Consider the following 24,398-nt stretch of genomic DNA (forward strand, 5'->3'; position numbering starts at 1 on the left):
ACGGAAAGGACCGGGCGTGAACCATCAGCTAGTTGTCCGGATCCTCACCACGCTGACCCTGATCCTGGGCGTGAACTACATTGCCTGGCGGTGGCTGTTCTCGGTGAACTGGGCCGCAGCCTGGATCAGCGTGCCCCTGGTGATGGTCGAAACCTACAGCCTGATCGATGCCTTCCTCTTCGGACTGACCATGTGGAAGCTGCGCGTCCGCGAGGTCCCTCCGGCCCCTCATGAGGGCCTGACAGTGGACGTGTTCATCACCACCTACAACGAACCCATCAGCCTGGTCATGACCACGGCCCTTGCGGCCAGCCGGATCAGGTACCCGCACAAGACCTGGATCCTGGACGACGGCGCCCGTCCCGCCATGAAACGGGCCGCCGAGGCGGCCGGCATCGGCTACATCACCCGCTCCTCCGACTGGGACAACCTCCCCCGGCATGCGAAAGCCGGCAACCTCAACAACGCCCTGGCCGCAACGCAGGGGGAATTCCTGCTGATCCTGGATGCGGACCAGATCCCGGAGCCGGGAATTGTCCACAGCATGCTGGGCCACTTCTCCAATGAAAAAGTCGCACTGGTCCAGACCCCTCAGTGGTTCTCCAACGTCGCCGACGACGACATCCTGGGAAGCCAGGCGCCACTGTTCTACGGACCGATCCAGCAAGGCAAGGATGGCTGGAACGCGGCCTTCTTCTGCGGCTCCAACGCCATGATTCGGCGCGAAGCCCTCATGCAGGTCGGGATCACCGGCTACGTCCAAGGTGTCCGGACCACCGTCCAGCAGACGCTCAAGGCCGCCGACAAAGTCATCACCAAGGCACGCGGCGACCACGGCACGGCCAGCCGGCACGTGGACCGTGCCCTGAGGAACATCGGCTCGGCTGTCCGCACCGCACGCCAGGAACTCCAGCACAACCGGCCCGTCGCCACAGTCACCTTCGATTTCCAGCGGAAAGTCGACGCCGCTGCCCGGAGCATCGTCGCGGTCGACCTCGCCTCGCTGCAGGAGGACCTGGACGAGATCGCCCGCCTCTCCGGAGATGACCAGAACGGGATCCTCATCGACGACGCCACCATCGACCGTCTGGCACAGCGGGACTGGTCTCCCATTGGCGCCATCCGATCGGTCCGCACGATGGTCCAGGCCCTGGACGTGGACCGCTCCGACGAGGCTCTCCCGGTCATGCCCATGGCCACGAACTCCGTGACAGAGGACATGGCCACCTGCATGCGCCTGCACGCCCACGGGTGGGAGAGCGTCTACCACCACGAGATCATGGCCAAGGGACTCGCCCCCGAGGACCTCCGCACCATGCTGACCCAGCGGCTGCGCTGGGCCCAAGGCACCATGCAGGTTTTCCTGCGCGAAAACCCCCTGCTCCAGAAGGGGCTTAGCGCGGGGCAGCGGCTCATGTACTTCTCCACGATGTGGAGCTACCTCTCGGGCTTCGCCGCGGTCGTGTACATAGCGGCTCCCATCATCTTCCTCTGCTTCGGAACCATGCCGGTGGATGCGTTCAGCGTCGACTTCTTCGCCCGGCTGATCCCATTCCTGGTGGTGAACCAGTTCTTGTTCTTCGTCGCCGCCCGCGGCAGGAAAACCTGGCGCGGCCAGCAATACAGCGTGGCCCTCTTTCCGGTGTGGATCAAGGCCTGCACGACGGCGGCCGCCAACGTCGTGTTTGGCCGTGACCTCGGATTTGCCGTCACCCCCAAAACCCGCCAGGGAAGCGGCCCGCCCTGGTCCCTGATCCGGCCGCAGCTGGTTGCCATCGCTGCCCTGGTCATCGCTGCTGTCACCGGCTTGATCCGGATGTTCACCGGACTGGGCGCCCCCGCCGGTACGCTCGTCAATGTGGCTTGGGTGATGTTTGATCTGCTGATTCTCAGCGTGATCATTCGCGCAGCGTTGTACCCGGGCTTCACCCCCACGGAAGAGGTTAAAAATGGAGTTTGACGTCGAACTGTCCAGCGGCAATGGGGCCGTGATCCGCACCCGCGGCCGCCTGAACATGGTCGCCGCCCCCAAACTTCGCGACCTGGTGGCCCACGTCGTCCGAGACGACGGCCGCTCCCACGTAGTGGTGGACCTCGCAAACACGGACTTTATGGACTCCTCCGGACTTGGGGCCCTGATCGCCGGACTGAAGACCGCCCGCGCCGCCGGCGGGGACCTTCGCATCGCCCGCGCCGGGACACAGCTCCTCACCGTGCTGAAGCTGACGAATCTGGACCAGATCCTCCAGCCGCATGACACTGTAGAAGAGTGCTTCCGGTGAGCACCGGCGGACGCCTGCAGGTCCACGAACTGCATGCCTGCACGGACCCGGAGTGCCTGAACAAGGTCCACAGCCTGCTGGCGGAGATGTGGACCACATCCACGGACGTATCCGAAGTCGACCGCGTAATGTTTGAGACCGCCGTCATCGAAGTCGCGGGCAACATCGTCCAGCACGGCGCCGAAGCGGGATCTGTCAACTGCAACCTGATCCTCGAGGTCTACCCGGAGCGGCTTGACGCACATTTCAGAGACGACGGCGTCACGGCGCACGTGGACATCGGGGCAGCCCAGATGCCGGAGGCGTTCGCCGAAACCGGACGCGGCCTGGCCATGGCCAAAGCCGCCGTCGACGTCCTCTCCTATGAACGGCGCAACGGAGACAACTACTGGAAACTCAGCCGGACCCGCACCCGCGGCTGACAGCCGCGGCCGCTCCGTGAGGGCCATACCCATCCACCCCAGCGAAATGCTGCTGGATGTGACATATTTGTCAAACAGTATTCGAGGGGGGAGCCGTCATGTCTGAACCGAGGCGCGCCGTCGTCATCGAGGACGATCCGGACATCCGCGGCCTGCTGGTCAGCATCCTCACCAAACAGGGCTTCCACGTCACGCCCGCCGCCGCCGGGCTCCCCGGCATCGAGGCAGTCCGGGCGGGCAGCCCCGACCTGGTCACGCTGGACCTGAACCTTCCCGACCTGGACGGACTCGAGGTCTGCAAAATACTGCGCGAGTTTTCCGAGGCCTTCATCGTCATGCTCACCGCGAGGGAGGATGAGCTGGACAAACTCGCGGGCCTGGACAACGGCGCCGATGAATACATCAACAAACCGTTCAGCCCGCGTGAACTCCAATCACGGATCAATGCCCTCTTCAGGCGGAAACGCTCCCCCGCCGCCGACCCCGCCGCCCAGGGTGAACTTGACAGGGCCGCCCACGTCCAGCAAAGCCTGCTGCCGCGGGAAGAAGTCCAGCTGGTCGGCTATGAGATCGCCGGGGCCTTCCGCCCCTCCCGCAGCGTGGGCGGAGACTTCTATGACTGGTACGAAACGCCAGACGGGCTGCACCTGACATTCGCCGATGCCATGGGCAAGGGGATCGGCGCCGCGCTCATCGCCGCCACCGTCCGGGCCGTGATGCGCTCGGTGCGCAACGAACCGGACCTGGGCAGCGCCTTCAAAGCTGCGGGCCGGTCCATCACCTCGGACCTGGCCGTCTCAGGGTCCTTCGCTACCGTCTTCCACGCCCGTCTCGATTCCGCCTCGGGCAAAGTCAGGTATGTGGATGCCGGCCACGGCCTGGCACTCCACGTCACAGCAAACGGGACCGCACGGCGGCTCCCGCCCGCTGGCCCACCGGTAGGGGCGTGGCCCGACGCGACCTGGACCGTAGCGGAACTGCTCCTGGACCCCGGCGATTCGCTCGTCGTCGTGAGCGACGGCGTTCTGGACGCGTTCCCCACCGTGGAGGACTTCACCGAGGCCGTGCAGCGCGCCACATCCCTGCATTCCAGGGCCGAGGAAACGTGCGCAGCCCTCATGCAGCTGGCACCGGCCGAATCCGCGGAAGACGACGTCACCGCGGTCGTAATCCGACGGGAGGCGGCCACATCCGGTCCGTCGCCCCGGGAGACGGAGGCGCGCGTTTGCCTTGTCATTGAAGACGACCAGGACATCCGCAGCCTGCTCACCATAATCCTCACCGGAATGGGCTTTGAGGTGCACGCTGCAGCCACCGGCACCGCAGGTCTCCAGGCAGCCGAAACACTGGACCTGGACCTTATCACCCTGGACCTCGGCCTTCCGGACCTTAACGGCCTGGACGTGATGCGCAATCTCCGGGCACACTCGACGGCGCCGGTCCTCATGGTCACCGCGTGGGCCGAGATTGGAGACGAACTCAACGCCGTAGCCTCCGGCGCCGACGCGTACCTCACAAAACCCTTCCACCCTCACGCGTTCCGGGAACTCGTCCAGCGGCTCTGCCCGCCATTGCCCCGCCACGCGCCGGCACACCTCCAAGGCACAGACAAAGAATCACCGGCCCTGCCGGCACCCTCCCCAGGACTACCGCCCGGCCGGCGCTAGATAGCCCCGTGCCGGCTAGCCTGTGCCGGATTGCCTCGTGCCGGCTAGCCTGTGCCGGCACCAGAGAGTCGCGTCACAGCCTAGCCCGCCGGCCGCAGCGAGGTAATCATCCGCTTGATGTCCCGGTACTCGGCAGTACCGGCATACCTTTCCGCCTTCTCCAGGTACGGCAGGGACGGGTCGCCGGGCGTCTCGTTGTTCGCGGGGTTATAGAACGCCCCGAACATGGCGGCAGTGGGCGGCCACGTGAAGAAGTGGAAGATGGGGCAGGCAGAGTCTCCGGTCGGTGCCGGGCCTGACGCGATGCCGTAGGCCGCCCCCGGAGTGTTCGCCGGCCCCGGGTCGGTGGCATTGCCGCGGGTCTCGAACACATACCGGGGCGTGAGCCCGTTCTGCGTCAGGGCCGGCAGCTCCTGGGTGTCCAGAACGGAGTACGGATGCCGCTCTGTACACGTGGAGCCGGTGGCCATATTGGTCCGGAGGGTAGCCAGCGGCTTTCCCGCCTGGTTGGTAATTTCCGCGAACGCGCCGCCGCCTTCGGGAAGTTCGCCCGCGGGATCCCTGACGCTCCATGCCGCGGGCAGGTCGAAGGTCAGCTGGCCGTCGGCGGTCGTGTACGTCGTCCAGGCTGCCGCCGGCGGCGTCGTAGCGCCGGTCGGGCTGGGTGCCCCGTACGAGTCCGACGTCGGCGTGGGGCCCTGCGGGGCGGCCGTGGTTGTCGAGGTGACCGGGTCGGTCGCGGTGCCCTGATTGGTCGCGGTGCCCGCCGGTGGCGCGGCCTGCTGTCCGCATCCGGCAAGCATCACAGCGCAAAGAAATGCCGCGGAAACCGCGGCGCGGGACGATGCTGTTCTGCGCATGTCATTCTCCAGGGGCCGGAAACAGGTCCCTTAAGTGTTGCGCCTTTCGCAGCTCCGTGATCTGGGCCGGGAGTGATTGACGCTGAACCGTTGTTGGCCATAACGATCGGCCCAGCGCCCTCAACTGTTCGAGTTAATGGAGGTGTCCGTTAAGTTATGGTCCCGTCCACGTGACGCTGCCGCCGCGCCTCCTGCTTCCCGGCGCCGCGTGAATGCTAGGTTCGATAAAGAAGAACCGTCCGCGCCATCCCCATCTCCGAACCCATCGAAAGAGCAACAACAGTGGAATCGCCTGCACCTGTCCGGATACTGACCGTTTGCACGGGGAACATCTGCCGCTCCCCCGTGGCTGAGCGGCTGCTCCAGGCGGGGCTGGACCAGGTGCTGCCCGGCGGCTTCGAGGTCCGCAGCGCCGGCACCCGCGCGTTGGTGGGCGACCCCGTTCAGCCGCTGTCCGCGGACATCATTCACACCTTCGGCGGAACCGCGGAAGGATTCGCCGCACGGCAGCTTACCGGCAAGATCCTGCGGCCGGTGGACGTGGTGCTCACCATGACCTCCGCGCACCGCGGCGAAGTCCTCCAGCTCGACGCTTCCCTGCTCAAGCGCACCTTCACCATCCGCGAGTTCGCCCGCATGCTCGATGTCCTGGAGGAACGGGAAACCCCGCCGTCAGGCGGGAACACACAGCCAGGCGGGAGCAGTCAGTCAGGCGGCAACCACCATCACCGGATCAGTGCAAACACCGAGCTCTGGCGCGCCCTCCCGGCCCGTGCGGCTTCAGTGCGGCACCTGGCGCTGGCTCCCGAAGCGGCCGACAACGACGTCGTCGATCCCTACCGGCGCAGCGCCGACTACTACCGGCAGATGGAAGACGAACTCGCCCCGGCCATCATCTCGGTCCTCCGCTTCGCCAGGCTCAACGCTCCGTCCTAAGCCGGTTAAACAGCGTACGACGCCGACGCGGTCACCTTGCGTTGGTGACCGTGCCGCCGTCGTACGCCCTATGGGTTCCCCCAGCAGACCCTGACATTCGTCACCGCATTCCCGCCCCCCACGGTACGCGCGCTGTTCGCAGGTGCCGCTTTCCTGCTGCGCGTCCCGCACCGGGATCCGGAAGTCCGAAGCATCGGGTGCTTGCCGTTATGACTATGTGGGAGCCAGGTTGGGAAAACCCTGTGGGCCGGGTGCCCCTTCATTCCGTCAGCCCTGTTCCGTCAGCTCCGGGTCCACCCGTCATGTGCTTGCGTGCCCATTCGAGCCGGATGTATAGTCGCTCATCCCCGCAACGGGGCGGCCCGGAGGTCAGGACTGGTGACGGCGATGAGAAAGATAATGTGGACCGTTGCCGCCGTGGCGGTGGTCTTTCTGATCATTGGCGGCACGGTGGAGGCCGTCGGGTTCCTGCTGTGGGTGGCACCGTTCCTGCTCGTTGGTGCTGTGCTGCTGTTCTTCCTGAGCCGCTCCGGCGGCCGCCGCATCCCCTGACATCTTCTTGATTGAAGTCCCCATCCTTGTTGCACTTGTCTAGCGGCCCTTTGGGTCCGCAAGCGCTTGAACGAGCCTGAGGACAAGGAGCCAGCAGTGAGCACCAGAAACGCCAAGCCCGGGGACGTGGCCACCCACCAGCTGATCATCATCGGCTCGGGCCCGGCCGGCTATACGGCTGCCATCTACGCTGCCCGGGCGGGCCTGGAACCGCTCGTGCTGGCCGGCTCGGTCACCGCCGGCGGCGCGCTGATGAACACCACCGAGGTGGAGAACTTCCCCGGCTTCCCGGCCGGGATCCAGGGCCCGGAACTGATGGACGGACTGCAGCAGCAGGCCGAGCGCTTCGGTGCCCGGGTGGTGTTCGACGACGCCACGGACGTCCGGCTCAAGGGGCACCTCAAGCGCGTGGTCACCGGCGGCGGCGAGACGCACGAGGCGCCGGCGGTCATCCTGGCCACCGGCTCTGCTTACAAGGAACTGGGTTTGGCGGAGGAGAAGAAGTTCAGCGGCCACGGCGTCTCCTGGTGCGCCACCTGCGACGGGTTCTTCTTCCGCGAACAGGACATCATCGTCGTCGGCGGCGGTGACTCCGCCATGGAGGAAGCCACCTTCCTCACCCGCTTCGGAAAGTCCGTGACGGTCGTCGTGCGCAAGGGCGAACTGCGCGCGTCCCGCATCATGGCGCAGCGTGCCAAGGACAACCCCAAGATCAGCTTCGCCTGGAACTCGGCCGTCACCGCCATCCACGGCGACGGCAAGGTCAGCGGCGTCACGCTGACGGACACCCGCACCGGCGAAACCCGGCAGCAGTCCGCCACCGGGATCTTCGTGGCGATCGGTCACGTGCCGCGCACCGAGCTGGTGGCCGGGCAGGTGGAACTGGACGCCGAGGGCTATATCAAGGTGGACTCGCCCACCACGGTCACCAACCTGTCCGGTGTGTTCGCGTGCGGGGACGCCGTGGACCACCGCTACCGCCAGGCGATCACGGCCGCGGGAACCGGCTGCGCCGCGGCGCTGGATGCCGAGCGCTATCTCGCCGCGCTGGAGGATGCGGACAGCATCGCCACCGCGCTTGTGGAAGAACCCACCCACTCCTAGCGTCTGCCCATCGGCCAAACTACGAAGGAACTGAGGACATCTTGGAGGGGCCGGCCCATGAAGAATGGCCGGAGGGGCCTCTCGTGCTCGGCGTTGACTGGAATTTCTCCGAGGATCTCGTCCGCACGGCGGCCGATCTGGCGGCCGCGCTGGGACGGCACCTCGTGTGCGCCTTCGTGGACCCTGCCAGCTACCTGACTGAGTGGGATCCGAGCGGCGAGCGAACGGCCCGATCCCTGGATCCGGTGATCAACGAGGAGGCTGATTTCCCGTCCGGGGAACTGTTGCTGGGCCTCACATCGATCCTTGGGGAACCTGGCGAGAGCTGGTCCTTCCGTGTGCTCAACGGTGATGTTCCAACAGCCCTTGGCCGCTTGGCGGAGAGCACCGGCGCGTCACTGATCATCGTGGGCGCCGGCCGGCCCGGAGCCGCGGCCTGGGTGGACAGGCTTCTGGCCGGGTCCGTGTCAGGGACCCTGATCAGCCGAGGGCAGGTGCCCGTGCTCATCGTGCCGGACTCCGAGTGATTGGGGTCTGGTCCGGCCTGCGGAGTGGGTCTACATTGCATGGTGGGATGCTGCAGCCGCGGCTCCCGGAACACGCATGCATGGTCCAGGAGGAAACGATGAGCCCCAACCCCAAGCAGCCCATGACCGATGACAGCATCAAGGTCCGCCAAGTCAACCACTACCAGTTCAGCTGGGTGGCGGGCGACCCCGGCAAGCCCGGCACCTGGACCCTCCAGCTGGTCCTTGACCAGGGTGCCTGGGAGGAAGTCCTCACCCTCGACTCGCAGGATGCCGACAACCTTCAGGACCTGCTGTCCACATCGGAGACGGTATTCTACGATGTGCCCCGCCGGACCCTGATGTTCGGCACCACCAGCGCCGGGCACCAGTGACCACAGGCATCTACTGAGAACGAAAACTCCATCCTGCGTACACCATGGCGAAACCTTCCAAGAGCAAACTGGGATCGGATGCCGATTACCTGGAAGGGAATCCACAATGGGGACTCAGGACGAACTCACTGCCGCGGCGCGCGAAGACCTCTCGCCCGGTGACGTTGTTGAAGCGCGGCGCGGCGGGCGTCTGCTGCACCGGGGCACCGTAACGGATGTGGCCCACAACCACGGCCTGCTGTGGATCATGGACACCCTCACGGGCGGGCGCAGGCTGCTTGACCACTCCGAACTGGAGATCACCCGCGCGCCCGCGCCGGAAGTCCCTGCGGCCGTTCCGCCCCAGGTCCCGGCGGCCGGCTAACTGCCGGCGGGACACCCCCTATATGGGCGGTCTTGTCCCGGCCGGTTCCAAGGTTTCTTGGAGTGCGATGACAGACGATGGGCGTAGTCGCGCCGGAGTTGCGAAGCATGTCTTCCCTCCCTTGACACGCAGTTTCCGCAGGCCATAGCCATGGGGGCCGGGCTGGGCCGTAGCTGATCCCGGACGGGTTGGTTTTCCTCGTCCGGATGACTTTCATCGCCGAAGAGAAACTACGGAATGATGAAAAAAACGCTCCGCTGGTTCAGCCATTTGCTCGTTTTGTCCATTGTCGCCGCGGGGGGCCTGGTGGGCGTCTCGGGCCCGGCGCAGGCGGCCACTGTCGGCACGCCGAGCATCACGTATTCCGGGGTGAGTACCCCTCCGACGGCGGACAAGCCGCAGAGCAAGCTGTGGTGGAATGACGGGTCCTGGTGGGCGAACATGTGGACCACGGGCAGCGGGTGGAGCATTTACCGGCTGGACCGGGATACGGCCACGTGGGTGGACACCGGGGTGCGGAGCGACAGCCGGGGCAGCAGTTCCTCGGACACGTTGTGGGACGGCAGCAAGTTGTACATTGCCTCGAACGTGGTGACGTCGGGTTCGTCGGCGTCCGGGCAGCCCGCCCGGCTGTACCGCTACAGCTACTCGGGCGGGAGCTACTCGCTGGACGGCGGGTTCCCGGAGACCATTTCGAACAACAGCAGCGAGTCGCTGACCATCGATAAGGACTCCACCGGGGCGCTGTGGGCCACCTGGACCCAGGCCACGAGCACCACGAACACCGTTTTCGTGAACAGCTCCGGCCCCGGCGGCACGGGCTGGGGGACCCCGTTCGTGGTGCCTGGCGCGGCGGATCCGAACCCGACGCCGGATGACCTGTCCGCCATCGTGGCGTTCAAGGGCGATGAAATCGGGATCATGTGGACGGACCAGGCCACCGGGACCGCGCACTGGGCCACCCACAGAGACGGCACCGATCCGAGGGCGGCGTCGTCGTGGCGGCACCGCGAAGCCATCCGCGGGAACCGGCAGGCCGATGACCACCTGAACATCAAGACCCTGCAGGCCGACCCCACCGGGCGGGTCTACGCCGCGGTGAAGACCAATCTCAACGACGGCTCGACGGACCCGAACCTGGCCCAGGAGGTGCTGGTGGTGTTCAAGCCGGGCACGGGGGTTTTTGAGCAGACCACGATCGCCCGGACCGGGGACTGCGTCTCGCGTCCGCAGATCCTGCTCGATACCGAGAACAACCTGGTCCGTGCCTTCCACACCGCACCCTCGACCACGGTCAGCGGGTGTGCGTTTTCCGGGGTGGCCGGCAGCATCTACGAAAAGACCGCGGACATGGACAACCCGGTCTTCGGGACCGGCCGCGGCACGCCCGTCATCGAGGACGCCAACTCGGCCAACATGAACAACGTAACCAGCACCAAGCAGAGCGTGAACGCCGTCACCGGGATCGTCGTCATGGCCACCGACCACGTCGCCAAACGCTACTGGTATTCAGACCGCAGCCTCGGCACCCCGCCCCCGCCCGGCGGCGCCCCGACCGCGTCGTTCACGGCCTCCCCGACGTCCGGCACGGCACCGTTGACGGTGAACTTCACCGACACCTCCACCGGCGGCCCGCTGTCCTGGGCGTGGGAGTTCGGCGACGGCGAAACCGCCACCGCGCAAAACCCCTCCCACACCTACACGGCGCCCGGGACCTACACTGCCCGGCTGACCGTCACCAACGACGAAGGCTCCGACACCAGCACCAGAACCATCACCGTCAACCCCGACGGCGGCACCTCACAGGAGATCGCCCTGCGCAGCACGCGGACGGCGTCCACCGAAACGGCGACCACCACCGTCTCCCTGCCCGCCCCGACCGGCCGGGCGGCCGGTGACGTCCTGGTGGCGTCCTTCACCGCGGACAAGAACCCCACGGTTGCCGTCCCGGCCGGCTGGACCGCGATCACCAGCGGGCTCTCGATCGGCACCGGCGCCCGCGTCTTCGCGTACTACCGGGTGGTTGGTTCCGCCGACCCGGCAACCTACACCTGGACGCTGAGCACGGCCGTGAAGTGGGGCGGCGGCATCACCGCCTACACCGGGGTCAACACCACCACGCCGCTGGACAGTACCGTGGCCACCGCCGTCAACTCGAGCTTCTCGGCGACCAGCATCGCGGTCGGCAGCATCACCACCGCCAGCAACGGCGCCCTGCTCATCGGCGGCCTCGGCTTCGACAGCTCCAACCCAGCAGCCACCCCGCCCACCGGCTGGACCGAACGCTGGGAAACCACCGGCGGCCAGGTCGCGGAGCAGGCTGACAGAACCCAGGCCACCGCCGGCGCCGCCGGCACCGCCACCTGGACCTTCAGCACCGCCAAAGCCGTCGCCGCCTGGCGCACCGCCCTGAAACCGGGCGCGACGGTGCCGCCGCCCGGACCCACCGCGCCCGTCGCGTCATTCACGGCCTCACCGACCTCCGGCACGGCACCGCTGGCGGTGAACTTCACCGACACCTCCACCGGTTCGCCGACGTCATGGGCGTGGGAGTTCGGCGACGGTGACACCGCGACCACGGAGAACCCGTCCCACACCTACACCACGGCAGGGACCTACACCGCCCGGCTGACCGCCACCAACGCCGCCGGATCATCCTCGAGCACGCGGACCATCACGGTCAACCCGCTCAGCGGGCCCGCCGCCCCCGTCGCGTCATTTACCGCGACGCCAACGTCCGGCACGGCACCACTGGCGGTGAACTTCACCGACACCTCCACCGGTTCGCCGACGTCGTGGGCGTGGGATTTCGGTGACGGCGCAACGTCAACCTCGCAGAATCCGTCCCACACCTACACCACGGCAGGGACCTACACCGCGCGGCTGACCGCCACCAACGACGGCGGATCATCCTCGAGCACGCGGACGATCACGGTCAACCCCGCCGGCGGCACCCCAGCCGAGATCGCCGTGCGCAGCACACGGACCGCGTCCACCGAAACGGCGACCACCACCGTCTCCCTGCCCGCCCCGACCGGCCGGGCGGCCGGTGACGTCCTGGTCGCGTCCTTCACCGCGGACAAGAACCCCACGGTTGCCGTCCCGGCCGGCTGGACCGCGATCACCAGCGGGCTCTCCATCGGCACCGGCGCCCGCGTCTTCGCGTACTACCGGGTCGTCGGCTCCTCCGACCCCTCCACCTACACCTGGACCCTGAGCACCGCTCAGAAGTGGGGCGGCGGCATCACCGCCTACACCGGCGTCAACACCACCACACCGCTGGACAGCACCGTGGCCACCGCCGCCAACGCCACTTATTCGGCCACCAGCATCACGGTCGGCAGCATCACCACCGCCAGCAACGGCGCCCTGCTCATCGGCGGCCTCGGCTTCGACAGCTCCAACCCAGCAGCCACCCCGCCCACCGGCTGGACCGAACGCTGGGAAACCACCGGCGGCCAGGTCGCGGAGCAGGCTGACAGAACCCAGGCCACCGCCGGCGCCGCCGGCACCGCCACCTGGACCTTCAGCACCGCCAAAGCCGTCGCCGCCTGGCGCACGGCCCTCAAACCCGCCGGCTGAGCGTCGCCAACGCTTCTCACGGCAAAGAGATCATGAGGCGTTCGAGGTGGTCCTCCGGTAGACCCGGAGGACCACCTCGTTGCGAGCCGGAGCGGTAAAGTTCTTGAGGGTGGCAGCGGCTTCCAGTGCGCCCCCCTCTTCCAGGCGCGGCGCTGCGCCCCTTCATTCTTCGAAAGAGCTAAGGCGCTGTCGTGCGCCTTCCTGACCATGAACGGAGCCAGCAATGGCCACCAAAGCCGCCGCGGATGCCCCGCCCACACCTGAACAGCTGCAGTCAGTCAGGGAGACCCTGAAGTCCCCGCGCCGGCTCAAGACCGAAGTCCTCGCCGGTCTGGTCGTCGGCCTGGCCCTCATCCCGGAGGCAATCGCGTTCTCAATCATCGCGGGTGTGGATCCGCGGCTGGGCCTGTTTGCCTCGTTCACGATGGCTGTGACGATCGCGTTCGTTGGCGGGCGTCCTGCCATGATCTCGGCCGCGACAGGCGCAATCGCGCTCGTGATCGCGCCACTGGTCAAATCCCACGGCGTGGACTACTTCATCGCCGCCGTCATCCTGGCCGGGATCTTCCAGATCATCCTGGGCCTGTCCGGCGTGGCGAAGCTGATGCGCTTCATTCCGCGGTCAGTCATGGTGGGCTTCGTCAACGCCCTGGCCATCCTGATCTTCATGGCCCAGGTTCCCGAGCTGGTCAATGTGCCGTGGCCGGTCTACCCCCTGACCGCCCTCGCGCTGCTCATCGTCTTCGGCCTGCCCAAACTCACCAAGGCAGTGCCGGCCCCGCTGGTCGCCATCGTTGCCCTGACCCTGCTCACCGTCTTTGCCTCCATGGACGTCCCCACCGTGGGTGACAAGGGCGACCTGCCCGAGTCCCTGCCGTCCCTGTTCATCCCCGATGTGCCGTTCAGCTTCGAGACCCTGCAGGTCATCTTCCCGTTCGCCCTGGCCATGGCTTTCGTCGGACTGCTCGAATCCCTCATGACCGCCAAGCTCGTCGACGATGTCACGGACACCCGCTCGCACAAGAGCCGTGAAGCCTGGGGGCAGGGCGTGGCGAACATCGTCACGGGATTCACCGGCGGCATGGGCGGCTGCGCGATGATCGGCCAGACCATGATCAACGTCAAGGCCTCCGGTGCCCGCACCCGGATCTCCACCTTCCTCGCCGGCGTCTTCCTGCTGATCCTCGTCGTAGCCCTTGGAGATCTCGTCTCCGTGATCCCGATGGCCGCCCTGGTCGCCGTGATGATCTTCGTTTGTTGGGCGACCTTCGACTGGCACAGCATCCAGCCGCGGACGCTGAAAATGATGCCGAGGAGCGAAACCATGGTCATGGTCGCCACCGTCGCCATGGTCGTCGCCACACACAACCTAGCGATCGGCGTCGGAGTCGGCGTCCTCGTCGCCATGGTGCTGTTCGCCCGCCGCGTGGCCCACTTCGTCACGGTCGAACGGACGGTCAAGACCATCAACGGGCAGGAAACAGCCACCTACACGGTGGACGGCGAACTGTTCTTCGCCTCGTCCAACGACCTCTACACCCAGTTCGAGTACGCCTTGGACCCCGGCCACGTCATCATCGACATGCGTGCCTCGCACCTGTGGGACGCCTCCACTATCGCAGCGCTGGACGCCATCACCGAGAAATACCGTCACCACGGCAAGGACGTGGAGATCGTGGGCCTGAACGATGCCAGCGCCCAGATGCGTGCACGGCTTGGCGGGAAACTCGGCGCCAGCCACTGAACCACCTGAAATTCCCCTGCCGGCAGCCCCTGTACACTGGTTGAAGGTGAGCCGGGAAGTCTGGTCGGCAATGTATTTGCTGACCCGAATTTAGGACGTCCCATGAGCCAGTCACCTCCTCCCGCTCCGCCGCGCCTCACAGTCTTCGCCCGCGGCAGCTACGCCGAAGCCCTGCGCATCGGGGAGATCCTGCGCAAGGAAACCGTGGGCGGCGCGCTCCTGGTTGCCGCCGCCGTCATCGCCCTGGTCTGGGCAAACTCCCCCGCCTCCGCAAGCTATTTCGCGCTCAGGGACTTCAAGTTCGGGTACGAGCCCTGGCACCTGGAACTGAGCCTCGGCGCCTGGGCGGCCGACGGACTGCTGGCCATCTTCTTCTTCCTGGTGGGTCTGGAACTCAAACGTGAGTTCGTGGCCGGCGATCTGCGCCAACTCAACAAATCCGTGGTTCCCGTGGCCGCGGCAGCCGGCGGGGTCCTGGTTCCGGCCGTCATCTACGCGCTGGTGAACATCAGCAGTCCGGAGACGATCAGGGGCTGGGCCATCCCGACCGCAACCGACATCGCCTTCGCCGTCGCCGTCCTGGCGATCATCGGCTCCCACCTGCCCAGTGCCCTGAGGATCTTCCTGCTCACCCTGGCCGTGGTGGATGACCTGCTGGCGATCAGCATCATCGCCATCTTCTACTCCTCGGACATCCAGGTTGTTCCGTTGCTGCTGGCCCTGCTGCCACTCGGTCTGTACCTGCTGCTGGCCCAGAAATTCCGCCGGTTCTTCGGGACCCATGATGCTGCCGCCTGGCTGATCCTGCTCCCGCTCGGGATCATCACCTGGGCGCTCGTGCATGCCTCCGGCATCCACGCCACCGTGGCCGGCGTGCTGCTCGGCTTCGCCGTCCCGGTTATTCGATCCCGGGCGGGTGGCGGGCCGGACGCCGGTCCTGGCCTGGCCGAGATCTTCGAACACCGGTTCCGCCCGATTTCGGCGGGCGTTGCGGTCCCTGTTTTCGCCTTCTTCTCCGCCGGTGTGGCTGTCGGCGGCTGGGACGGCCTCGGCTCGGCCTTCACCGATCCGGTGGCCGTGGGCATCGTCCTGGCCCTGGTCCTCGGCAAACCGGCCGGCATCCTGGGCACCACCTGGCTGCTCACCAAAGCCACCACGGCACGGTTGGACAGTTCGTTCAAATGGATCGACGTCTTCGGCGTCTCGCTCCTCGCAGGCATCGGCTTCACAGTTTCACTGCTCGTGGCGGAACTGAGCTTCGGTCATGGCAGCGTGCATGATGACCATGCCAAGGTGGGCATCCTCACGGCTTCCCTGCTCGCCGCCCTGCTGGCCGCGACGGTGCTGCTGACCAGGAACCGCCAATACCGCCGGGCCGAAGAAGAGGAAAAGATCGACTCCGACCACGACGGCATCCCGGATGTTTACCAGGCGAAGCGGAGCAGCTGACCGTCTCCGCCGCGCCGCCCGTCACACCTCCGCATCACCCCTGGCGTGCCTTCATGCGCGGGTTTTTCTTATTGATCACAAAGGTCCGGCCACGGCGGCGCACTATCTGGGCGCCGGGAATCTTCTTCAGGGCACGGAGGGAGTTTCGTACTTTCATGACAGGTTCCTATCGGGTTAGAGGGATGTGCTGAGTTCAAAAGGATCGTGGAGGGAGGCGGCGCCCTCCTGCATCTCGAAGCTGGTGAGTTCGCAGCCGGCCAGAAGTTCCGCCGCGTCGCTTTCGGTGACACCGTCGCCAGTGATGGCCAGGACAGTGCCACGGTCCCCCACGGCCGGATCCCAGTCCAGCATGGCGTCGGTGCTGTCCAGGTGATGGGTCGCAGGGTGCAGCTTTCGGTCGGCCGCCCAGGTTCCGGTGCTCTCCAGCCAGACCCGGGGACCTATGCCGCGGATGGAGATCCTGCACTGCGGCGCCGACGCAACCCACAGCCTGCCCCGCATCCAACAGTTCGCTTCCGCCAGTCTCGGCAGTGCATGCCGGAAGCGCCCGGGATGCAGGGGCTTCCGGCTCGTGACGAGAACCGTGTTGAACGGCGCGGCCGAGGCTGCAGGGATCTGCACGGAACCCGGAGACGAGCGCGCGGCTGATTCCGTCCGGTCGTGACGGCCCAGTGTGAAGTCGGCGGTGATTTCGGCGATCCGGGCATGTGGGGCCAGTTCGCGGACGAGCCGGACACCGCGGTCCCGGACCGCGGCATCCACGGCCACGAGCTCCGGGGTCACGAGCAGGACCGTGTCGCTGTAGAGAAGTTCGCCGATGAGGAACTCACCTGGCGTCCGCTCATCCCTGTGCGCCGGCGTGTACCCCGACTCGAACAGCGTGTGGCCGTCCCAGATCTGGTCCTCAAGGGCCCCGGGGTCACAGGCGATCACCGTCGAATTGATGTGCGGCCCATCCGAATTCCTGCCCAATTCCTCCAGCAGCGCGGCGACAGACACCCCGGACGGCAGGCCAAGGATGACGTGGGAATCGCCGCCCTCAAGCAGCCGCCGGAGCGTCGGCACGACGTCCAGCCGCACCGTGCAGCTCAGGCACCCGTGCTCCGGCACCGTTTCTCCGCTCTCAGCAAGGAGACCCTCGCGGAACACCCGCCGCACCACCCTGCCTCCCTCATGGAGGTCGTGAAGCACCACGGCCGCGCCGGGATGGGCTGCTGCCACGGTTTCACACGCCTGCTGCCGGCAGAACACGTCGAGAGAACTGATGACTGTAAGAAGCATGCCCCAAACACTACATGAGAATCATTCTCAAATGAAGGGCGCTGCCTAGCGGTACCAGCCCACCGCACGGTCGTAACGGCATTCAAGCGCGCCCGAGCCTGGCGCAGTGCCTCCCCCAGTCGGAAAGTAAATGGCGCCGAACTCCGCGCCTGCGGCTTCAATCCGCCCCTGCGCCCAGATCTGGGCAGCCTCGAGGTCTGCCTCCGGGACGGGCTCCCGGGTGCTGCGGTCCCCGCTGAAATGAATATCCAGCTGATACTCCCCTGGCTGCGACGTCCCAGGGTGATGGGCCGGATCCTTCTCATCGCGCCGGCTGATCGCGACCTCGGCGGAGGCATGGAGGATGGACGGCTTGCTGGCGGCGCCGCCATGTTCCTGCTGCTTGATCCGCATGCCCGACACCACGCTCTCTACGGTGTCTTCCTCTGTGACTACGTAGGCGGAGCCGCTGACGTCGTCCTCTGAGCCGCCGACACTTTTCAGGTGCTGCCCGAACTGTTCGGAGCTGGATTGTTTGGAGTTCATGCGCCCTCCTTGAGGGTCTTCGCGGCGATTGCCGACGCTTCCCACCCTAGACCTATCACGGGCCGCCACCATCATGTTCCAGGAGGTGGAATTTGTCGGCCTGCTGCCCCGTCCGCGTCAGCCCCGTTGGCCTGGACAGGTTATTTTGCTGACAGTGCGGGTACGTCGCTAGTAACGTGGAGCATTCGCAGGCCAAGGGCGGACCGGGAGTGGAAATCGTGGGCATTGACGGACAGCACAGCAACGGACAGCTCAGCGACGGGCAGCGCCATGACAGCCGGCGCACCGATGGAACCATGCCGGCAGGCTGGACCGCGGGAGCAGTGGAGCTCATTTTGGTCCGGCACGGCGAGAGCGAGGGCAATGTGGCCGCCACGGCCGCCCAGGAGTCCGGAGCGGACGTGATCAACGTCCCCGCCCGTGACGCCGACGTCGAACTGTCGGCTACGGGGCGGGAGCAGGTGCAGGCGCTGGGCCGGGCGCTGGCGCCGGTCCCCGAAGAACTGCGTCCCGACGTCGTCATCTCCTCCCCGTACATGCGCGCCTACCAGACCGCCGCGATCGCCGTCGAAACCGCCGGCTGGCCGGTGGCCATCCGCACGGACGAACGGCTCCGGGACCGCGAGCTCGGCATTCTGGACATGCTCACCCGCCTCGGCGTGGAGAACCGGCTCCCCGAAGAGGCAGAACGACGGCGGTGGCTGGGCAAATTCTATTACCGCCCGCCGGGCGGGGAATCCTGGGCGGACGTGGCGCTGCGGTTGCGCTCGGTGCTCGGCGAACTGAACACACTGGGCAGCGGCCACCGGGTGATGCTGGTGTGCCACGACGCCGTGGTGCTGCTGTTCCGCTACGTCCTGGAGGGCATGTCGGAGAGGGAACTGCTGGACCTCGCCGCGGGCACGACGGTCCTCAACGCATCGGTCACCCGTTACGTGCGGCCGGACGGGACCGGGCCGTGGACACTCGAGAGCTTCAACGTGGCGGACCACCTCGAACAGCAGGGTGTGCAGGTGACCGAGCACGCAGGGGATGCCAGTGTCCACCCGCGGTGAGCCGGCGTCCGGCGCGGCCGACCCTTCAGAGGATTCGGCTCCGGCGCTGATCACGCCGTCGCTGCTGCGCGACTGGCCCCTCCCTGCTGCCGGAGCGGACAAGTATTCGCGCGGCGCTGTTCTGGTGATCGGCGGTGCGCGGCGGACTCCCGGCGCAGTTCTGCTGGCAGGAACGGCTGCGCTCCGTGCCGGCGCAGGCAGGTTGACCCTCGCCGTGGCCGAATCCGTGGCTGTGCAGCTGGGCGTCACGCTTCCGGAGGCTGGAGTGATCGGCCTCCGCGAATCCGCCGGCGGCTCCCCCGGCTCCGACGGCCTCGAGGCTCTGTTCGAGGACTTCGATTCCGCGGACGCCGTGCTGATCGGCCCGGGCCTGGATGACATTGACGGCACCGAGGCGCTGCTGCGCGAGCTGCTCCGGCACGATGCCGGGCGGTCCGTTGGGAACGACAACGCCGCCGCCGGCACCGCCGGAAGCCGCTCCGCGATCATTCTCGACGCCTACGCACTGGGCTGCCTTCCCAAGCTGCTAGACGACCTGGGGCCATGGGCCGGCCGCCTGATCCTCACACCGAACCCCACGGAGGCAGCAATCCTTCTGGACCGGGAGACGGACCTGGGGGCCGACGACGACGGGCTGGCCGCCGCCGTCGTCGAAATTGCGGAGAAGTACCGGGCAGTGGTGAGCTGCCAGGGCCTGATCGCCCGCCCGCGCGGCGGCGACGCCCCCGAAGCTGCCGACCTCTGGAAGATCACCACCGGCTACGGAGGCCTGGGCACCTCAGGCAGCGGGGACATCCTCGCCGGTGCCATTGCCGGGCTCCGGGCACGTGGCACCACCGACGCGCAGGCCACGTGCTGGGGAACGCACCTTCACGCCGCGGCCGGGGACAAGCTCGCCAGCAGGCTGGGGAGCCTGGGGTTCCTGGCGCGGGAGCTCGCCGACGAACTGCCGCCGCTGATGATGGAGCTGAACACGTAGCCATGGAAATAGGTGTGGCCCCGAGCCGAGGCCCGGGGCCACACCCCACGGGAGAAATCCGGACACTTCTGCCTGTGCGCTATGTAGCGCGGTGGCGTGCTCCCGGGCTAACCGCCCCATTAGGCAGTAACACGTTCGCCGGACCCTCCCTGTCCTGTGCGGGGCTATGCGGCAATCTCGTGCTTGGACCCCTTGGTTTCAATCTGAATCTTACGCGGCTGAGCCTTCTCTGCGACAGGGATGCGCAGCGTCAGCACGCCGGCGTCGTAGCTGGCCTTGATGCTTTCGACATCCAAGGTGTCCCCCAGGATCAGCTGCCGGCTGAACACGCCGCGCGGACGCTCGGAGGCGATCATCTCGGTGTCTTTGCCTGCGGGGTCGGGGCGTTCAGCCTTCACCGTCAGGACGTTCCGTTCAATATCCAGATCCACGGAGTCGGCATCCACGCCGGGCAGATCGAAGGCCACAACAAATTCCTTGTCCTCCTGCCACGCGTCCATCGGCATCGCTGCCGGGCGTGCCGCGGTACCCAAGACCTGCTGGGCGAGCCTGTCCAGCTCGCGGAACGGATCGGTTCGCATCAACATGGCTTCCCTCCTCAAGGGTGAGACTGTCTGTTAAGTTCTACCCATCCGATCTATATCGGCTGGTATAGATTTTTTATAACACCAGAGGCAGGACTCCGCAAGGGGTTTTGTAGATTTTCCCCGTACACCCGCTCCGGCAGAGGGCTGGCGTCCGGCAGTCCGGAATCTGGGGCCATACTCTTGCTTGCGAGACCGGCCGGCGCTATTTTAAGCGTAGATTCAGCTCAAGCAGACAGGGCGCAGAGCCCCCCGCAAAGAGGAGCGCGTCAATGTCGACCATCTCCAACGCCCACCGACCAGGAGAGATGCAGCGGCCATCCGCCAACAGACTCTGGTGCTCCGAATGCCGCACGGACGAACACCTCATCGTCGAGTCCATTGAAGCCATGCATCCTCCACAGGCGGACATGGTTGACGTCTCGTACACCTGCGTTGAATGCGACTACTTTTACGCCCACCCGGCGAACGTGCATGAGGTGGCCGCCGTCCTCAACCGCCACGGGCAGGTGATGGGCGTCCTCCAGTTCGGTGGCGAATACTTCCACTGCGGCACGCCCATGGCGGTCAGCTATGGCAGCAGCAGCATTCCCGGCATGGAGCTCCCGCGGCGCCACACCATCCACGACGTCCACCTGCCGACCCGGCTGCTGCGGTGCGGCTGCGGCTTTCAAATGGAAGTTCCCGACTGACGCGGCATCCGTCTATACCGGAGCCCCGCGGAACCCGCTATTGCGGGGCGGAAAGGGCCGCGCGGAACTATCTCGGCTGCAGGCAATTTACCAAGGGTGCTTAGCAGTTAATGCTAATCATGCTTACTATGTTCTTGCAGCATCGACCAAGGAGATGGATTAATGCGCAGGTTGATCGTTCTTACCTTTGCCGCCTTTGCCGTGGTTGCCGGCTCACTGTCTCTAGCCGTGCCATCGCATGCCGCAACCTCAGGCTCCTCTTCCACGGCCTATATACAGCTCGAAGCCCCGGAAAACGCACAGGCGGCTGGAACGCCTTCCCCCACCGGCGAATCTTCACCTTCCGCAACACCTTCCGGCAACCCCGCCAATCCGGGAACGGGCGAGCCCGCCGAGTCCGAGTCAACCCGCATTAACTATGCCCCGTACTTCATCGGAGGCGTTGTCCTGATCACCCTCATCGTGGCCCTGGTTTGGCGGCGGCGCCGCGGCAACAAGACGGTGGTCTGAGGTCTTGGCGGCCATTCGGCAGCCAATCAAATAAGGAGAAGGGAAATGGCTACTACAAATCCAGCAGCCGGAGCCAGAAGCCGACTGCAGCGTGCAGCCCAGGTCGTGGGGGCAGTGTTCCTGCTCGTCGGCATCCTGGGCTTCATTCCCGGGATCACCAGCAACTTCGGGGCGCTGGGTATGGCCGGGCACACCTCAGAAGCGCTGCTCCTCGGCGTTTTCCAGGTTTCCGTCCTGCACAACATCGTTCACCTGCTCTTCGGGGCTGCCGGCCTGCTCCTGGCTCGCACCCCTGGCCAGGCAAAGAGCTACCTGCTCTACGGCGGAATAATTTACCTGGTCCTCTGGCTGTACGGCCTGATCATCAACCTCAACACCCCGGCCAATTTCGTGCCGTTTAACACTGCGGACAATTGGCTGCACTTCCTGCTGGGCGTTGGCATGGTTGCCCTGGCACTCCTGCTGTCCCGGGAGGGCGTTCGCGCTCCGCGCACGCGGACCGGGCACTGACGCCGTGCTACGCAGCTGATTAATTACGACGGCGGCCCTGCAACTCTGCGGGGCCGCCGCACTTTGCCCTTTTTACTGTTGCACCGCACTTTTGCGGGCTATTCTGATCGTGTCGGTTCCGTGAACCGAAACTGGTTCCGGCCGGCACCGCAGCACTAGAAGCGGGCCCCTGCAACGCGATGCCCAGGAGTGGCTGACGATGTCCGGATATCAGCAACCAGCCGTTTTGACCGCCACCGGCGCCACCCCCGCCGTGCCGCTACGCAAGGGCCAGATGGTGGTCAAGTGGATCACCACCACGGACCACAAGACCATCGGCTACTTGTACCTGATCACGTCCTTCGTGTTCTTCTGCCTCGCAGGCGTGATGGCCCTGGTCATCCGTGCCGAACTCTTCGAACCCGGCATGCAGGTGCTCGTGACCAAAGAGCAGTACAACCAGATGTTCACGATGCATGGCACCCTCATGCTGCTGATGTTCGCCACCCCGCTCTTTGCCGGGTTCGCCAACGTCATCATGCCGCTGCAGATCGGCGCCCCCGACGTCGCCTTCCCGCGGCTGAACGCCCTGGCCTACTGGTTCTTCCTCTTCGGCTCAACCATTGCGGTAGCCGGTTTCATCACCCCGCAGGGCGCGGCGTCCTTCGGCTGGTTCGCCTACGCACCCCTGAACAACACGACGTTCAGCCCCGGGGTCGGCGGTGACCTGTGGGTGTTCGGCCTGGCGCTGTCCGGTTTCGGCACCATCATCGGTGCGGTCAACTTCATCACCACCATCATCTGCATGCGCGCCCCCGGCATGACCATGTGGCGGATTCCGATCTTCACCTGGAACACCCTGGTCACGGCGGTCCTGGTGATCATGGCGTTCCCGCCGCTGGCCGCCGCGCTGTTCGGCCTCGGCGCGGACCGGAAGTTCGGCGCGCACATTTATGACCCGGAAAACGGCGGCGCCATCCTGTGGCAGCACCTGTTCTGGTTCTTCGGCCACCCCGAGGTGTACATCATCGCGCTGCCGTTCTTCGGCATCGTGTCCGAGATCTTCCCGGTTTTCAGCCGCAAACCGATCTTCGGGTACAAGGGCCTGGTCTACGCAACGATCGCCATCGCCGCCCTGTCGGTAACCGTGTGGGCGCACCACATGTACGTGACCGGTTCGGTGCTGCTGCCGTTCTTCGCGTTCATGACCATGCTCATCGCGGTGCCCACCGGCGTGAAGTTCTTCAACTGGATCGGAACGATGTGGGGCGGTTCGCTGACGTTTGAGACGCCAATGCTGTGGAGTCTGGGCTTCCTCGTCACGTTCCTCTTCGGCGGCCTCACCGGCATCATCCTTGCCTCCCCGCCGCTGGACTTCCACGTCTCTGACTCGTACTTCGTGGTGGCGCACTTCCACTACGTGGTGTTCGGCACCGTGGTGTTCGCGATGTTCGCCGGCTTCTACTTCTGGTGGCCGAAGTGGACGGGCAAGATGCTCAACGAGCGCCTCGGCAAGATTCACTTCTGGATGCTGTTCCTGGGCTTCCACGGCACGTTCCTGATCCAGCACTGGCTGGGCGTGCTCGGCATGCCGCGCCGCTACGCGGACTACATGCCGGAGGACAACTTCACCGGGATGAACCAGTTCTCCACAATCTCCTCGTTCCTCCTCGGCGCGTCACTGATCCCCTTCCTGTGGAACGTCTACATCACGGCGCGCAGCCGCGAAAGGGTGATGGTGGACGATCCCTGGGGCTTCGGCGCCTCGCTGGAGTGGGCCACTTCCTGCCCGCCGCCGCGCCACAACTTCACATCCCTGCCGCGGATCCGTTCGGAACGGCCGTCCCTGGACCTGCACCACCCGGAACTCCGGGTACGCGAACACGAGGCCACGCATTCCGCGGCCGCCGACATGCTCGGGGCAGCGGACATTGGAACCCGCGACGTACGGAGTCCCAGCCCCGACGAATAGGCCGGCGGGCAGGGAGCCCCGACGATTAACGAGTCCCGAAGAGTAGCTGCCGGCTTATGCTGCGACTGCCAGGGATGCCAGCCGCGCGGACTTTTCCAACCCGGCGTCGGCCGGTGCCAGGACGCGGACGTTGCATTCAGACTGCTGCGGGTCGATCGACACCGGCAGGTGGTGGGATTCCGAGCACTTGCGGAGCTGCTCCAGGGCGGACGGTTCGACGTGCGCGTGGCTGACGTCCACAACCAACTTAAGGCCTTCCCTCAGATGATTGGCGCGCTTCATAACAACGTAGAGAGCCTGGATGCTTCGGGCGGTTACATTTCCCTGCGCGGCGACTTGAGCTTCGCCGCATTCGAGATCGAGTCGGACCAAAACCTTGAGCTTATCGTTCAACAGAACATCTCCCCTCATGCATGGCCGCGACGCTGCGACCGGGAACCACACTAGC

General features: G+C 66.0%; 24 protein-coding genes and 2 pseudogenes. 20 read left to right on the forward strand and 6 right to left on the reverse strand.

The window, feature by feature from the left end:
• The first annotated feature begins 16 nt into the window (after positions 1 to 16).
• The 5 genes and pseudogenes from ACIP90_RS10395 to ACIP90_RS10415 all read left to right on the forward strand — a co-directional run.
• The gene (locus ACIP90_RS10395; protein ID WP_400579174.1) at positions 17 to 1,960 is read left to right on the forward strand and encodes a glycosyltransferase family 2 protein; all 1,944 of its coding nucleotides are present in this window, start codon (positions 17 to 19) and stop codon (positions 1,958 to 1,960) included.
• The gene (locus tag ACIP90_RS10400; protein ID WP_400579176.1) at positions 1,950 to 2,282 is read left to right on the forward strand and encodes an STAS domain-containing protein; all 333 of its coding nucleotides are present in this window, start codon (positions 1,950 to 1,952) and stop codon (positions 2,280 to 2,282) included. The genes ACIP90_RS10395 and ACIP90_RS10400 overlap by 11 nt, the downstream gene beginning before the upstream one ends.
• Positions 2,279 to 2,704 carry an ATP-binding protein gene (locus ACIP90_RS10405; protein ID WP_400579178.1) on the forward strand — a complete coding sequence of 142 codons (426 nt, stop codon included), beginning with the start codon at positions 2,279 to 2,281 and terminating at the stop codon, positions 2,702 to 2,704. The genes ACIP90_RS10400 and ACIP90_RS10405 overlap by 4 nt, the downstream gene beginning before the upstream one ends.
• A 98-nt stretch (positions 2,705 to 2,802) precedes the next feature.
• A pseudogene (locus ACIP90_RS10410) lies at positions 2,803 to 3,885 on the forward strand (PP2C family protein-serine/threonine phosphatase); the annotation flags it as partial.
• Between the two features lie 60 nt (positions 3,886 to 3,945).
• Positions 3,946 to 4,371: pseudogene (locus tag ACIP90_RS10415) on the forward strand (response regulator transcription factor); the annotation flags it as partial.
• An 80-nt stretch (positions 4,372 to 4,451) separates the two neighbouring features.
• Here the strand turns inward: ACIP90_RS10415 and ACIP90_RS10420 are convergent.
• Positions 4,452 to 5,231, reverse strand: a complete 780-nt coding sequence (locus tag ACIP90_RS10420; protein ID WP_400579180.1) for a hypothetical protein — start codon at positions 5,229 to 5,231, stop codon at positions 4,452 to 4,454.
• 282 nt (positions 5,232 to 5,513) lie between these two features.
• On the opposite strand from ACIP90_RS10420, the gene ACIP90_RS10425 reads away from it, so the two are divergent.
• From ACIP90_RS10425 to nhaA, 9 genes are all read left to right on the forward strand, one after another.
• Positions 5,514 to 6,167, forward strand: coding sequence for a low molecular weight phosphatase family protein (locus ACIP90_RS10425; protein WP_400579182.1), 654 nt, complete (start codon positions 5,514 to 5,516; stop codon positions 6,165 to 6,167).
• 387 nt (positions 6,168 to 6,554) lie between these two features.
• Positions 6,555 to 6,719 (forward strand): hypothetical protein, encoded by a 165-nt coding sequence (locus tag ACIP90_RS10430; protein ID WP_400579184.1) that lies wholly within the window; start codon positions 6,555 to 6,557, stop codon positions 6,717 to 6,719.
• A 126-nt stretch (positions 6,720 to 6,845) separates the two neighbouring features.
• Positions 6,846 to 7,823: a thioredoxin-disulfide reductase gene (trxB, locus tag ACIP90_RS10435; protein ID WP_400579379.1), complete on the forward strand. Its 978-nt coding sequence runs from the start codon at positions 6,846 to 6,848 to the stop codon at positions 7,821 to 7,823.
• Between the two features lie 83 nt (positions 7,824 to 7,906).
• A complete protein-coding gene (locus ACIP90_RS10440; protein ID WP_400579186.1) occupies positions 7,907 to 8,350 on the forward strand; it encodes a universal stress protein in 444 nt (147 codons plus the stop codon).
• Between the two features lie 98 nt (positions 8,351 to 8,448).
• On the forward strand, positions 8,449 to 8,724 hold the full coding sequence (locus tag ACIP90_RS10445) for a hypothetical protein (protein ID WP_400579188.1): 276 nt from the start codon (positions 8,449 to 8,451) through the stop codon (positions 8,722 to 8,724).
• A gap of 106 nt (positions 8,725 to 8,830) precedes the next feature.
• Entirely contained in the window at positions 8,831 to 9,088 is a 258-nt protein-coding gene (locus tag ACIP90_RS10450) for a hypothetical protein (protein WP_400579189.1), read from the forward strand.
• A gap of 237 nt (positions 9,089 to 9,325) precedes the next feature.
• A complete protein-coding gene (locus ACIP90_RS10455) occupies positions 9,326 to 12,670 on the forward strand; it encodes a PKD domain-containing protein (RefSeq protein WP_400579190.1) in 3,345 nt (1,114 codons plus the stop codon).
• Between the two features lie 223 nt (positions 12,671 to 12,893).
• Positions 12,894 to 14,414: a SulP family inorganic anion transporter gene (locus ACIP90_RS10460; protein WP_400579192.1), complete on the forward strand. Its 1,521-nt coding sequence runs from the start codon at positions 12,894 to 12,896 to the stop codon at positions 14,412 to 14,414.
• Positions 14,415 to 14,516: 102 nt separating this feature from the next.
• Positions 14,517 to 15,863, forward strand: coding sequence for a Na+/H+ antiporter NhaA (nhaA, locus tag ACIP90_RS10465; RefSeq protein ID WP_400579194.1), 1,347 nt, complete (start codon positions 14,517 to 14,519; stop codon positions 15,861 to 15,863).
• 34 nt (positions 15,864 to 15,897) lie between these two features.
• On the opposite strand, the gene ykgO is transcribed toward nhaA, so the two are convergent.
• From ykgO to ACIP90_RS10480, 3 genes are read right to left on the reverse strand one after another with little or no spacing between them, the layout of a single operon-like run.
• Positions 15,898 to 16,020 (reverse strand): type B 50S ribosomal protein L36, encoded by a 123-nt coding sequence (ykgO, locus tag ACIP90_RS10470; protein WP_011693081.1) that lies wholly within the window; start codon positions 16,018 to 16,020, stop codon positions 15,898 to 15,900.
• A 17-nt stretch (positions 16,021 to 16,037) separates the two neighbouring features.
• Entirely contained in the window at positions 16,038 to 17,144 is a 1,107-nt protein-coding gene (locus ACIP90_RS10475) for a GTP-binding protein (RefSeq protein ID WP_400579195.1), read from the reverse strand.
• A gap of 45 nt (positions 17,145 to 17,189) precedes the next feature.
• Positions 17,190 to 17,669 carry a hypothetical protein gene (locus tag ACIP90_RS10480; RefSeq protein ID WP_400579197.1) on the reverse strand — a complete coding sequence of 160 codons (480 nt, stop codon included), beginning with the start codon at positions 17,667 to 17,669 and terminating at the stop codon, positions 17,190 to 17,192.
• Positions 17,670 to 17,965: 296 nt separating this feature from the next.
• On the opposite strand from ACIP90_RS10480, the gene ACIP90_RS10485 reads away from it, so the two are divergent.
• Entirely contained in the window at positions 17,966 to 18,724 is a 759-nt protein-coding gene (locus ACIP90_RS10485; RefSeq protein WP_400579380.1) for a histidine phosphatase family protein, read from the forward strand.
• Complete coding sequence (locus ACIP90_RS10490; protein ID WP_400579198.1) at positions 18,702 to 19,703, forward strand: NAD(P)H-hydrate dehydratase; 1,002 nt, start codon at positions 18,702 to 18,704, stop codon at positions 19,701 to 19,703. Before ACIP90_RS10485 ends, ACIP90_RS10490 begins: the two co-directional genes overlap by 23 nt.
• Before the next feature lie 164 nt (positions 19,704 to 19,867).
• On the opposite strand, the gene ACIP90_RS10495 is transcribed toward ACIP90_RS10490, so the two are convergent.
• Complete coding sequence (locus ACIP90_RS10495) at positions 19,868 to 20,290, reverse strand: Hsp20/alpha crystallin family protein (RefSeq protein ID WP_400579200.1); 423 nt, start codon at positions 20,288 to 20,290, stop codon at positions 19,868 to 19,870.
• A 269-nt stretch (positions 20,291 to 20,559) separates the two neighbouring features.
• On the opposite strand from ACIP90_RS10495, the gene ACIP90_RS10500 reads away from it, so the two are divergent.
• The 4 genes from ACIP90_RS10500 (at position 20,560) to ctaD (ending at position 23,950) form a co-directional block, all read left to right on the forward strand.
• A complete protein-coding gene (locus tag ACIP90_RS10500; RefSeq protein WP_400579201.1) occupies positions 20,560 to 20,979 on the forward strand; it encodes a hypothetical protein in 420 nt (139 codons plus the stop codon).
• A 162-nt stretch (positions 20,980 to 21,141) separates the two neighbouring features.
• Positions 21,142 to 21,489: a LuxR family transcriptional regulator gene (locus ACIP90_RS10505; RefSeq protein WP_400579203.1), complete on the forward strand. Its 348-nt coding sequence runs from the start codon at positions 21,142 to 21,144 to the stop codon at positions 21,487 to 21,489.
• Positions 21,490 to 21,534: 45 nt separating this feature from the next.
• A complete protein-coding gene (locus tag ACIP90_RS10510) occupies positions 21,535 to 21,999 on the forward strand; it encodes a DUF4383 domain-containing protein (protein ID WP_400579205.1) in 465 nt (154 codons plus the stop codon).
• Between the two features lie 199 nt (positions 22,000 to 22,198).
• Positions 22,199 to 23,950 carry a cytochrome c oxidase subunit I gene (gene ctaD / locus ACIP90_RS10515; protein WP_400579207.1) on the forward strand — a complete coding sequence of 584 codons (1,752 nt, stop codon included), beginning with the start codon at positions 22,199 to 22,201 and terminating at the stop codon, positions 23,948 to 23,950.
• Positions 23,951 to 24,004: 54 nt separating this feature from the next.
• On the opposite strand, the gene ACIP90_RS10520 is transcribed toward ctaD, so the two are convergent.
• Positions 24,005 to 24,343 (reverse strand): hypothetical protein, encoded by a 339-nt coding sequence (locus ACIP90_RS10520; protein WP_400579209.1) that lies wholly within the window; start codon positions 24,341 to 24,343, stop codon positions 24,005 to 24,007.
• Positions 24,344 to 24,398 lie beyond the last annotated feature (55 nt).

This window comes from Arthrobacter sp. NPDC093139 (assembly GCF_044754165.1).
GTDB lineage: Bacteria > Actinomycetota > Actinomycetes > Actinomycetales > Micrococcaceae > Arthrobacter.

What these genes read in the sequence shown, in the direction of transcription:
- ykgO (WP_011693081.1), bottom strand. Translation starts at nt 16,020, where the DNA reads ATGAAAGTACGAAACTCCCTCCGTGCCCTGAAGAAGATTCCCGGCGCC.
- ACIP90_RS10450 (WP_400579189.1), top strand. Translation starts at nt 8,831, where the DNA reads ATGGGGACTCAGGACGAACTCACTGCCGCGGCGCGCGAAGACCTCTCG.
- ACIP90_RS10420 (WP_400579180.1), bottom strand. Translation starts at nt 5,231, where the DNA reads ATGCGCAGAACAGCATCGTCCCGCGCCGCGGTTTCCGCGGCATTTCTT.
- ACIP90_RS10495 (WP_400579200.1), bottom strand. Translation starts at nt 20,290, where the DNA reads ATGTTGATGCGAACCGATCCGTTCCGCGAGCTGGACAGGCTCGCCCAG.
- ACIP90_RS10500 (WP_400579201.1), top strand. Translation starts at nt 20,560, where the DNA reads ATGTCGACCATCTCCAACGCCCACCGACCAGGAGAGATGCAGCGGCCA.
- ACIP90_RS10460 (WP_400579192.1), top strand. Translation starts at nt 12,894, where the DNA reads ATGGCCACCAAAGCCGCCGCGGATGCCCCGCCCACACCTGAACAGCTG.
- ACIP90_RS10475 (WP_400579195.1), bottom strand. Translation starts at nt 17,144, where the DNA reads ATGCTTCTTACAGTCATCAGTTCTCTCGACGTGTTCTGCCGGCAGCAG.
- ACIP90_RS10490 (WP_400579198.1), top strand. Translation starts at nt 18,702, where the DNA reads ATGCCAGTGTCCACCCGCGGTGAGCCGGCGTCCGGCGCGGCCGACCCT.
- ACIP90_RS10480 (WP_400579197.1), bottom strand. Translation starts at nt 17,669, where the DNA reads ATGAACTCCAAACAATCCAGCTCCGAACAGTTCGGGCAGCACCTGAAA.
- ACIP90_RS10505 (WP_400579203.1), top strand. Translation starts at nt 21,142, where the DNA reads ATGCGCAGGTTGATCGTTCTTACCTTTGCCGCCTTTGCCGTGGTTGCC.
- ACIP90_RS10455 (WP_400579190.1), top strand. Translation starts at nt 9,326, where the DNA reads ATGATGAAAAAAACGCTCCGCTGGTTCAGCCATTTGCTCGTTTTGTCC.
- nhaA (WP_400579194.1), top strand. Translation starts at nt 14,517, where the DNA reads ATGAGCCAGTCACCTCCTCCCGCTCCGCCGCGCCTCACAGTCTTCGCC.
- ACIP90_RS10510 (WP_400579205.1), top strand. Translation starts at nt 21,535, where the DNA reads ATGGCTACTACAAATCCAGCAGCCGGAGCCAGAAGCCGACTGCAGCGT.
- ACIP90_RS10445 (WP_400579188.1), top strand. Translation starts at nt 8,449, where the DNA reads ATGAGCCCCAACCCCAAGCAGCCCATGACCGATGACAGCATCAAGGTC.
- ACIP90_RS10400 (WP_400579176.1), top strand. Translation starts at nt 1,950, where the DNA reads ATGGAGTTTGACGTCGAACTGTCCAGCGGCAATGGGGCCGTGATCCGC.
- ctaD (WP_400579207.1), top strand. Translation starts at nt 22,199, where the DNA reads ATGTCCGGATATCAGCAACCAGCCGTTTTGACCGCCACCGGCGCCACC.
- ACIP90_RS10430 (WP_400579184.1), top strand. Translation starts at nt 6,555, where the DNA reads ATGAGAAAGATAATGTGGACCGTTGCCGCCGTGGCGGTGGTCTTTCTG.
- ACIP90_RS10485 (WP_400579380.1), top strand. Translation starts at nt 17,966, where the DNA reads ATGCCGGCAGGCTGGACCGCGGGAGCAGTGGAGCTCATTTTGGTCCGG.